The organism is Moorella mulderi DSM 14980 (assembly GCF_001594015.1).
GTDB lineage: Bacteria > Bacillota > DSM-521 > Neomoorellales > Neomoorellaceae > Neomoorella > Neomoorella mulderi.
The window spans coordinates 22877-31151 of the sequence record NZ_LTBC01000020.1; the positions used below are offsets into that span (position 1 = coordinate 22877).

The window sequence follows — 8275 nt, forward strand, 5'->3', positions numbered from 1 at the left end:
TTAATGGCCAAGATGCTGGTCAGCGCCTGCCTGGCAGGCGAGAAGTGTAAATACAGCGGCGGCCACAACCTGGTGCCGGCCATTGCCGAACTGGTGCGCCGGGGCAAGGCCGTGCCTGTCTGCCCGGAAGCCCTGGGGGGCTTAACCATCCCCCGCCCGCCGGCGGAAATCCGGGGCGGCGATGGGTATGATGTCCTGGCCGGCAGGGCCCGGGTGGTGGATAAAGAGGGCCGGGATGTGACGGCTGCCTTCCTCCGCGGTGCAACGGCCACCCTGGCTAAGGCCCGGGAGTTCGCTGCCGAGCTGGTGGTTTTGAAAGAAAAAAGCCCCTCCTGCGGCAGTAAATTAATCTATGATGGCACCTTTACCGGCACTGCCCGCCCCGGCCCCGGTGTAACGGCGGCCCTGTTGCAGCAACACGGTTTCAAGGTAATAAGTGAGGGGGAAATTTACCAGGTATTCTTACGCTAATGGGTTTCCTTTTTCCTGGGCAAAGGTTTTATTTTAATCACCTCTTCCGGTAAGACATCAAATTCGGGGTCACCGCTTACAAGATAAGCGTTAAGTTCCCGGGCCAGGCTTACAGCAAAGGCATCGGCATACGATATCGGGTACTTAGCTTTTATATCACCGGCAGCCAGCACCTGTTTTGCAGATGGCTCACTTAATCTTACCGGCCAGGCCATAATTAAATCCACGGCGGCAGCAGCTAATTCTTTACCCTTTTCACGCTGGATAATATAATAAGTTTCACCGAGGTTAATCCAGGAAAGATATAAATTAACAGTTCCATCTTTCGCTTCATACAACAATTCTTTCACAATTTCAGCCCCGTGTTCATCTTTTAAATAGCAGAGTAAGGCATAACTATCTAGAACATAGTTTTTTATATGATTTGTCTTCTGATCACCCATCTGGCTTACCCCTTCTTTGATTCTAGTTTCAATTCTTCCCGGCGATATTCCCGCATTAACTCCTCGGCAGTTCTAGTAGTTTTCAGAATACCCCTGGCAGCCTGGATAGGGTCATCAGGTATGGGGGTTAAAAGTAATTTCCCTTGCATTTCTTCAAAAAGTATTACAGTATTTGGCTTTAAGCCCAGTTTATTGCGTAAACTTTTGGGTATAACTACCTGCCCCCGGGTAGATATTTTCCCTAACGACATGATGAAGCCTCCTTTTATCTTATTGTCATACTAATTTTACTTCTCTTCTTAGCAGATGTCTACAATGAAAGTCTTTTCTTTTACCCTTAGATTGAAATTCTTACTAAGGTACCCCATTACGAGCCGCTTCAAGAAGGTGTTTTTCATCTCCCGGCGGGAAATACTATCTTTAACCCCGCTATAGGAGGGCGATACCCATCGGAAGGGCCGAGCGCCTGCCGCTTTTAGAACAGATCGAAGCCGAACGCCAGGCGGCTGTTATCTGCTATTTTACCGGCGACCGGGAAAACCTGGGCACCCGCATAGCTCCCGATGTTATCCGGGTTTTTTACCGCCACCTCCTGGCTTTAGGGCCGCGGCCCAGGCTCGATCTCTTCCTTTATACCCGCGGCGGGGATGTCCTGACCCCCTGGCGCCTGGTGAACCTGCTACGAGAATTTACCCAATACCTAAGTGTCCTGGTGCCCTTTCGCGCTGCCAGTGCCGGTACCCTCCTTTGCCTGGGGGCCAATGAAATCGTCATGGGTCCCCTGGGTGAGCTGGGGCCTATCGACCCCAGTGTGGCCAATGCTTTTAACCCGGAGGACCCCCATAACCCGGTGGCCCGCCTGCCGGTCAGCGTGGAAGATGTCATGGCCTACCTTTCCCTGGCCCGGGAGATTGCCGGCCTGGAAAGTGAAGGGAGCCTGGCCGGGGTGTTTAACCGCCTGGTGGACAAAGTTCACCCCCTGGCCCTGGGTAATGTGCACCGCAACTACGCCCTGATTCGTTCCCTGGCCAGGAAGCTGCTGGAGCTGCACATGCCGGGTGAGGAGCAGGGTCGCGTTGAAGATATCATCAAGAACCTGACGCAAAGGCTCTATGCCCACAACCACATGATTTCCCGGCGGGAGGCCGTGCAGGACATCAGGCTCCATGTTACCGCCCCCTCAGACAGGCTGGAAGACCTCATGTGGCAGCTCTACCTCGACTATGAAGCTGATTTAAAGCTCCTGGAACCCTTTAACCCGGCCGCCCTCTTAAAACCCCAGGAATACTCGGTGGAATTTGAGGCTACCGGCGGCATTATTGAAAGTATTCCCTGCCTGGATGCCTTCGTCTTTAACGGCACCATAACCAGGGAAAGCCAGCCCCGGGAAGGCGCCCCGCCGGTTAACGTCACCTTTACCCGCCAGGGCTGGCGCCAGTTGATTTGATGCTTCGTAGTGCGGTAGGTGAGGTGAGGGGGTTACTGTAAATAATATGGAAAGGATGAAGCAAGAAGCGTATGAACAGGCTGGATGGTTTTAACGTGCCGGAGCCCAACCGGGCCCGGCCTAATATCCGGGTCATCCCGGCCCGCAATCCCTACCGCGCCCTGACGACCTCCTCAGGTTACCCGGCTACCTTCGGGGCTCCTGTCAGCGGTAGCTACCTGGTCATCCGGGACGACCAGGAAAACAGCAGCAGCTGGCCTTTTTAGACCAGCTGCTGCCGCATTGCCGCCTCCGTATCTTCTGACAGTGATATCCCCGCGCACCTTAAATTAAATGGGTACGCCCCGGGGAACCTGGTTGATTGCCTGCTGTATTCTCCTGCCCCTGCTGCTGCACCGGTGCCTGCACATTAATGGCTATCTGCCTGCCGCGGGCTGTTTTGGGAAAACGTACCGTCAGAAGGCCCTGGTTAAAACTGGCTGCCGCCTTTTCGGCGTCTATTTCCGGTGGCAGGGGCAGGAAGCGGTAAAACCTCCCTGCCGGCCACTCCTGGTAACGGTAGACGTACTGGCCGCCATCAGGCAGAGAAGCGTTGCCTTCAATCTCCAGGGCCTGCTGGCGGACCTCTACCCGGACATTTTCTGGCCGGGCTCCGGGGATAGCAAATATGTAGATCAGGTCATTATTGCTTTCCAGGACATCAACTGGCGGTACAAACCCATCAGCCGGGGTAGCCATCCACCCGGGCGGCATCATTGCCGGTACAGACCAGTTCTGCGGCTGGAGCATTTTAATTCACCTCGAGAGTAAGATTGGGATGGAAGCAGGCCTGGATTTGACTTAAGCTTTACTAACCGGTTACGTTCACCTTGACCCGCCGCCGGGCAGTGAGGTCCGATTTCGGCAGGCGGGCTTCCAGGATGCCGTTGCTGTAGGTGGCATCGACATGCTCCGCCCGCACCGAGCACGGCAGGGCAACGGTCCGGTGCAGGCTGGTGGTCATGCCACCGGAAATTGCCAGGGCGGAAATGCTTAAAGAATCGTCGGTTACAGTAAGCTGCAGGTTGTTGGGATTGATATTGGGCAGTTCCGCAGTGACCACAACGTCGCTGTTGGTTTCGGCCAGCTCGATGCGAGGCTGGATCATTCCGGTGGTCGGGGCAATAGTGCTGGACACGGGCATGCCACCCATCATCCCGGAAAAACCGGTGGTCATGGGCTGGGCCATACCCATGGATACAGGGTTAATACCGCCCATGAGGCCGGGAAAACCGGTACTCAGGGGGTGAGCCATACCCATAGCCATAGGGCTTATCCCACCCAGGAACCCACCGGGCTGGCCTGAGGCCAGGGGCAGGTTCAAGCCGCTGATCACGGGTTGCCCGAAACCGCCCCAGTACTGCCCCATGCCGGAAAACGGCCCGGCCTGGATGTCCGTATGCCAGCCCAGGGCCGGGTTGTAGCTAAGGCTCACGGCCGGATAGCCGGTTCCGGCCCCGGCCCGCCAGCCCGATGCCGTGGGCACAAAGCTGTAATTGATAACCGCGCTGCCAGGGAAGCCGGAAAAACCGCCAAAACCGCCCTGCATCCCCATTCCCAGGCCAGGATTGATGTTGTTGATGTACAAGTGATTACCTCCCGTTTGGCCCTGCTTCCATCCGGGGAATATTATGACCTTCCCGGCCGGGAAATATGTAAGCCCGCCTGGCAAACAGGCGGGCTGCCATCATCTAAACCTTAAACCTGATCAAGAATTTTTTCAAATTCCTCCAGGGAATTTACCTTGAGGCTCATCTTGAATAATGACTTCAGTGCGGCCGAATCATCTATTTCCTCCAGCTTCTTGCCAATACCAGATCGCAGGACGCCAAAACGTTCTTCCAGGACCTCAAGGATACTATCCCTTAATGCCTCAATCCTGCCCTTTTCCAGTCCTTTTTCCAGCCCTTTTTCCAGTCCTTTTTCCAGTCCTTTTTCTAGTCCTTCTTCTAAACCTTTTTCCATGCCATCCCTGAGGCCTTTTTGTAAGCCTTCATTATACCATTCCTGGACAAAGCTGGATTCCTTAAGTAGCATTTTAAATTCCTCCCGGAAGATATTGAGCAAAATTTCCCTGTCAAAATAACGTTCCGCGACTGATATGGCTACCGACAGGCTGTCGGCTCGCCGTTTGATGTCTTTTTCCTCAAGTATCAGTTTCCTGGTATACTCAAGAAGAGCTACGTCTCTATTATCTTTTAGTAAGACCAGCAAAGGAGCCAGTTCTTTAAGTTTACCACCGGCTATATCCTGCTCATAATCCCACAGTTTGATTACCTGATAGGTAAAGCTGCTGACTACTTTATTGTTAACCTCGACTATGTAGGCATCAGGTAGCCGGCGATAATTCCTTTTCTCGAGGTAAATGACTACCGGGATCACCGGCAGGCCGTAACTCTCGGTCAAATAGGCGCTGTATTTAAAAATGCGTCCAGGCACTTCTTTTTCATGGCGTAACTGGAATTCCAGGTGCAGGAGGTACTTGTTGTCGTTTTGCTCTATTTCGTAGACAAAATCGAGCCTTTTCTCCGGGATATTGATTTCCGGGTTTTCCAGGGTTTGATATTCCCAGCCGGTGTCTTTACCTAAAACAAGTTTGATAAAAGTTTCTGGATATTGCCGGGCCAGAACCTTGATGCTGCGATCAATTACCTGCATAGGGTTTCTCCTCGGAAGTATTCTCTGGAATAAAATTATAACATATCGTGGGCTGGAACTCACTAAAAAATTGGGACCAGGGAAAACAAAAGCTTCCCCGGCATCCCGGTTGCCATGAGTAAATCTTCCCCTAAACCTCGCGGCCTTGAAGGTCTGATTCACCCGTATGTCGGGTGACCCGTAATACCGAAATTACCATATTAACCGGGTTTACGGGCCGCCCTCGTGCCACCGCCGGCGGCTACGGGAACGCAGGTGCTGGCGGTTGGGCCCTACCTCCCACATGGAGACATCGGGGTTATCGGTATCAATGGCATCACTGCCCTGGAAATGGCGGGTGTGGTAAAGGCCGAAGGCGTAAGCCGCCAGGCAATGGGCTTCTTCAATTGTATCCAGGCTGAAGAACCAGCGGCCCAGGTAATCCAGTTCCCGGCGCCGGCTGACGCCGGAATGCCTCTTTTCCTGGATCTGCAGGGCGTTACGCACCAGGCGGGCAATGGTATCCTTGGTGGCCTGTTAAGGACGTCGCTGGCCTCCGCCGGGGTGCCGACAAACCAGTGCACCAGGCTCTGCCATTCACCCTCCAGGCGCTCCCTGACGGCCGCAGCGTCAAAGGGCTCGTTCAGCTGGGGCCGCCGGCCGATATCGGTCGTTACCGCGTCCAGGAAAGCGGCCACCACCTGCGGCGCCAGGGCCGGGATTAAACCTTCAATCTTAAAGGCATGGCGCTGCAGCCCCTGGACAAAGCTCTGCAGGTAGCCGGTTAAGAAGGCCTCGGTGGCCATCAGTTCCTCGGCCCTGGCGCTCTGCAGGCTGGCGATATAGTCGGAGGCGTTTTCCGTGAGGCGTACAAAGGTACCGTAGAGTTCCTCCCAGAGGGCTTCGGCCTCACCGGGCTGGAAAACGCCCTGCCGCCGGTGAAGTTCCCGCAGGGCGGCCTCGATGGTTTCAAAAAGGGATGGCTCCAGGGAGCCCCCATAGCCGCGGACCTTTTCCAGGCCCAGGACCAGGCGCTCGATTTCTACGGCGTAGGGGGTCATTTGGTAGCGAAAGCGCTTGCGCAGGTACTCCTCCACCGTACAGGCGCGACCGCACATCTTCCGGCCGCAGCCAGTAGCGCAGGCGCTGGTGCTGGAGGTAAAAGAAACGCATAATACAGCGATAACGGCCCACATTCTGGGCCGTCAGGTAGCTGGTCTCCGGTATAGCTTTCAGCAGGGAAGTAGCCTGTTCGACAGCCAAAGGGATCCCTCTTTCTTATTTTCCAACGTTCGCTGGTGGCGGCTCTTCCAGATTGACGATGGTAACCTGTAAGGAAGTAGATTATCAATGCGGTTTGTTATATATACTTACGCAGTTCCTCAACGGTTATTTTTGCGGTGCGAAGAATAGCAGTTAGGGTGCCAAAAACCTAAACGTTGCAATGCACGTATTAATTCCGGGCCGGTTATATGAGGTAAATTGCTCACATAGCCACCTCTATCCTGGTTAAAACGCTCCGGTAAATATCTGTTATCTTAAAGAAAAATTTCCTAGCATCTACTTAAAGCGGCAACGCAAGAGACAGATATCCTCCCTACTTTCACCTAATCATATTTGGAGGTTCATTAGCTCTTGAGTTTAAGGTGCTGATGAGGTTAGAAGTAATGACATTAATGAAGAAGTCCCTTGTTGTATTTTTCCAAAATGGGTTATAATAGTTTTCAGAACGCCCGCTTAAGGAATGAGATAAATGCGAACCGTAGATTACGACCAGTATATGGAACAATTACGCAAAAAATCATTACATCTTTATACCCGCTGGGCTGCAGGACAAAAAGATAACGCCCTGCTTTCGCGTAAATCCCGGGACCTTGAAGAAGATAAAGTTCTATTCTTACTGGACTGGAAACGCTGGCAGGAGGCCCTGACGAGTGGACGCATCGAAAAAATCGGCCCCCGGAGGTACCGGTGGAATGGATAGAGATTTAACAATAATGCTCGAACATTTAAAGCAAGAAAAAGACCCTTTGAAAAAATCCCTGGGGGTACTTGCTGTTCTAACGACAGCCCTTAAACCCATGGGTATAAAACCCATCCTGGTAGGCGGGAGAGCACTGGAATTTTACACCCTAGGGGGATATGCAACTAAAGATATAGACCTGGTCATCAACGGCAGGGAGCAGGCCAAGGCTATTCTTGCAGAAATGGGGTTTTTGCGCCGGCCCGGGGAGCGGCACTGGTACCACGAAGAACTGGACCTGGCGCTGGAAATACCCGATGAATACCTGGCCGGTTCTTTAGATAAGTTGACCACAGTGGAAATAAGCGGCCTGGAGGTTTATATAATCGGGGTTGAAGACCTGATAATTGACCGGTTGGCGGCAGCCAAATTCTGGAAGAGTCCTGCCGATACCCAGTGGGCGGCTAAATTGCTGGCGCTCCATAGAGAGGAGATAGATATGGAGTATCTTAGACAAGCCGCCAGTAAAGAACAGCTTGATGACGTTTTAAAAGAGGCTGTTAAGCAGAGTAAAGGATATCTGAAGTTAACGTGAGGTTGAAAATTCCAGGTGCCCGGACTTTGTTCTTCAAGCCCGGCTGCGCGGTGGCCGTATAAATGTAAGCGTAAAATAACCCCCACCTTGTATACTGTCTCCAGCCGAATTTTTATTGGCATTACATGAAACTACCAGTAATTGATGCCAGTTAATCCGTGCTGTTTGTTCCCGGATACCCTGGCAAAAACCCCTAAGGAGCGTAAGCGTAAAATAACCCCCACCTTTGCATCTGAGGTGGGGGCTAAAACAAGCTTAATTATTCATCCGGCAAATAGGAGGCAAAGTTTCCGACCACGGCAGGAGTTGATCCAGGGCATTTTTGTCCTGGAGGTCCAGGTTGGGAAGTTTTTCGAAGAGGTAAATGAGATAGTGGAAGGAATTTAACCCGTTTTCCTTGGCCGTTTCTATGATGCTGTAGGTAATGGCGCTGGCTTTAGCACCACGCTGGGTGTTGGCAAATAACCAGTTCTTACGGCCGATGACGAACGGCTTGATCGAGCGCTCGCTGCGGTTGTTGTCGAGTTCCAGACGCCCGTCTTGCAAGAAGGCGACGAGTTTATCCCACTGGCCCAGGCAATAGTAAATCGCCTGCCCAAAGGAACTTTTGGGCAGTACCCGGGCTTTTTGGTTTTTAAGCCACGCCAAAAAGGCGTCCAGCACGGGCCGGCTGCGCACCT

Annotated in this window: 12 protein-coding genes and 1 pseudogene; 5 read left to right on the forward strand and 8 right to left on the reverse strand. The window is 52.9% G+C overall.

Going from position 1 to position 8275, the window contains the following annotated elements:
- Positions 1-3: 3 nt before the first annotated feature.
- A complete protein-coding gene (locus tag MOMUL_RS14150; RefSeq protein WP_084785682.1) occupies positions 4-471 on the forward strand; it encodes a 2-thiouracil desulfurase family protein in 468 nt (155 codons plus the stop codon).
- Here the strand turns inward: MOMUL_RS14150 and MOMUL_RS14155 are convergent.
- Both MOMUL_RS14155 and MOMUL_RS14160 read right to left on the reverse strand, forming a co-directional pair.
- Complete coding sequence (locus MOMUL_RS14155) at positions 468-914, reverse strand: type II toxin-antitoxin system VapC family toxin (protein ID WP_062285890.1); 447 nt, start codon at positions 912-914, stop codon at positions 468-470. The genes MOMUL_RS14150 and MOMUL_RS14155 overlap by 4 nt on opposite strands.
- 5 nt (positions 915-919) lie before the next feature.
- Positions 920-1165 (reverse strand): AbrB/MazE/SpoVT family DNA-binding domain-containing protein, encoded by a 246-nt coding sequence (locus MOMUL_RS14160; RefSeq protein WP_062285892.1) that lies wholly within the window; start codon positions 1163-1165, stop codon positions 920-922.
- Positions 1166-1506: 341 nt separating this feature from the next.
- Between MOMUL_RS14160 and MOMUL_RS14165 the strand changes: the two genes are divergently transcribed.
- Both MOMUL_RS14165 and MOMUL_RS14170 read left to right on the forward strand, forming a co-directional pair.
- Positions 1507-2361 (forward strand): SDH family Clp fold serine proteinase, encoded by an 855-nt coding sequence (locus MOMUL_RS14165; protein WP_269085221.1) that lies wholly within the window; start codon positions 1507-1509, stop codon positions 2359-2361.
- A gap of 71 nt (positions 2362-2432) precedes the next feature.
- On the forward strand, positions 2433-2627 hold the full coding sequence (locus MOMUL_RS14170) for a hypothetical protein (RefSeq protein ID WP_062285897.1): 195 nt from the start codon (positions 2433-2435) through the stop codon (positions 2625-2627).
- 58 nt (positions 2628-2685) lie between these two features.
- Here the strand turns inward: MOMUL_RS14170 and MOMUL_RS14175 are convergent, their stop codons facing one another.
- From MOMUL_RS14175 to MOMUL_RS17945, 5 genes and pseudogenes are all read right to left on the reverse strand, one after another.
- Positions 2686-3150: an Hsp20/alpha crystallin family protein gene (locus MOMUL_RS14175; protein WP_062285901.1), complete on the reverse strand. Its 465-nt coding sequence runs from the start codon at positions 3148-3150 to the stop codon at positions 2686-2688.
- Positions 3151-3211: 61 nt separating this feature from the next.
- Entirely contained in the window at positions 3212-3988 is a 777-nt protein-coding gene (locus tag MOMUL_RS14180) for an Hsp20/alpha crystallin family protein (protein WP_062285903.1), read from the reverse strand.
- 110 nt (positions 3989-4098) lie between these two features.
- Positions 4099-5058, reverse strand: a complete 960-nt coding sequence (locus tag MOMUL_RS14185; RefSeq protein ID WP_062285905.1) for an RpnC/YadD family protein — start codon at positions 5056-5058, stop codon at positions 4099-4101.
- Positions 5059-5268: 210 nt separating this feature from the next.
- On the reverse strand, positions 5269-5544 hold the full coding sequence (locus MOMUL_RS17940; protein ID WP_407937696.1) for a DUF2397 family protein: 276 nt from the start codon (positions 5542-5544) through the stop codon (positions 5269-5271).
- A gap of 95 nt (positions 5545-5639) precedes the next feature.
- Positions 5640-6210 (reverse strand): annotated as a pseudogene (locus tag MOMUL_RS17945) (DUF2397 family protein); the annotation flags it as partial.
- 580 nt (positions 6211-6790) lie between these two features.
- On the opposite strand from MOMUL_RS17945, the gene MOMUL_RS14200 reads away from it, so the two are divergent.
- On the forward strand, positions 6791-7021 hold the full coding sequence (locus MOMUL_RS14200; RefSeq protein WP_062285911.1) for a hypothetical protein: 231 nt from the start codon (positions 6791-6793) through the stop codon (positions 7019-7021).
- Positions 7014-7595 (forward strand): DUF6036 family nucleotidyltransferase, encoded by a 582-nt coding sequence (locus MOMUL_RS14205; RefSeq protein WP_062285913.1) that lies wholly within the window; start codon positions 7014-7016, stop codon positions 7593-7595. The genes MOMUL_RS14200 and MOMUL_RS14205 overlap by 8 nt, the downstream gene beginning before the upstream one ends.
- Before the next feature lie 255 nt (positions 7596-7850).
- On the opposite strand, the gene MOMUL_RS14210 is transcribed toward MOMUL_RS14205, so the two are convergent.
- Positions 7851-8275 (reverse strand): IS66 family transposase (locus tag MOMUL_RS14210; RefSeq protein ID WP_153018429.1); only part of this gene is annotated, 425 nt, incomplete at its 5' end.

Bases quoted from the DNA above. Each gene is read 5' to 3' on its own strand.
- MOMUL_RS14150 (WP_084785682.1), top strand. From the start codon at position 4: ATGGCCAAGATGCTGGTCAGCGCCTGCCTGGCAGGCGAGAAGTGTAAA.
- MOMUL_RS14185 (WP_062285905.1), bottom strand. From the start codon at position 5,058: ATGCAGGTAATTGATCGCAGCATCAAGGTTCTGGCCCGGCAATATCCA.
- MOMUL_RS14160 (WP_062285892.1), bottom strand. From the start codon at position 1,165: ATGTCGTTAGGGAAAATATCTACCCGGGGGCAGGTAGTTATACCCAAA.
- MOMUL_RS14175 (WP_062285901.1), bottom strand. From the start codon at position 3,150: ATGCTCCAGCCGCAGAACTGGTCTGTACCGGCAATGATGCCGCCCGGG.
- MOMUL_RS14200 (WP_062285911.1), top strand. From the start codon at position 6,791: ATGCGAACCGTAGATTACGACCAGTATATGGAACAATTACGCAAAAAA.
- MOMUL_RS14170 (WP_062285897.1), top strand. From the start codon at position 2,433: ATGAACAGGCTGGATGGTTTTAACGTGCCGGAGCCCAACCGGGCCCGG.
- MOMUL_RS14155 (WP_062285890.1), bottom strand. From the start codon at position 914: ATGGGTGATCAGAAGACAAATCATATAAAAAACTATGTTCTAGATAGT.
- MOMUL_RS14205 (WP_062285913.1), top strand. From the start codon at position 7,014: ATGGATAGAGATTTAACAATAATGCTCGAACATTTAAAGCAAGAAAAA.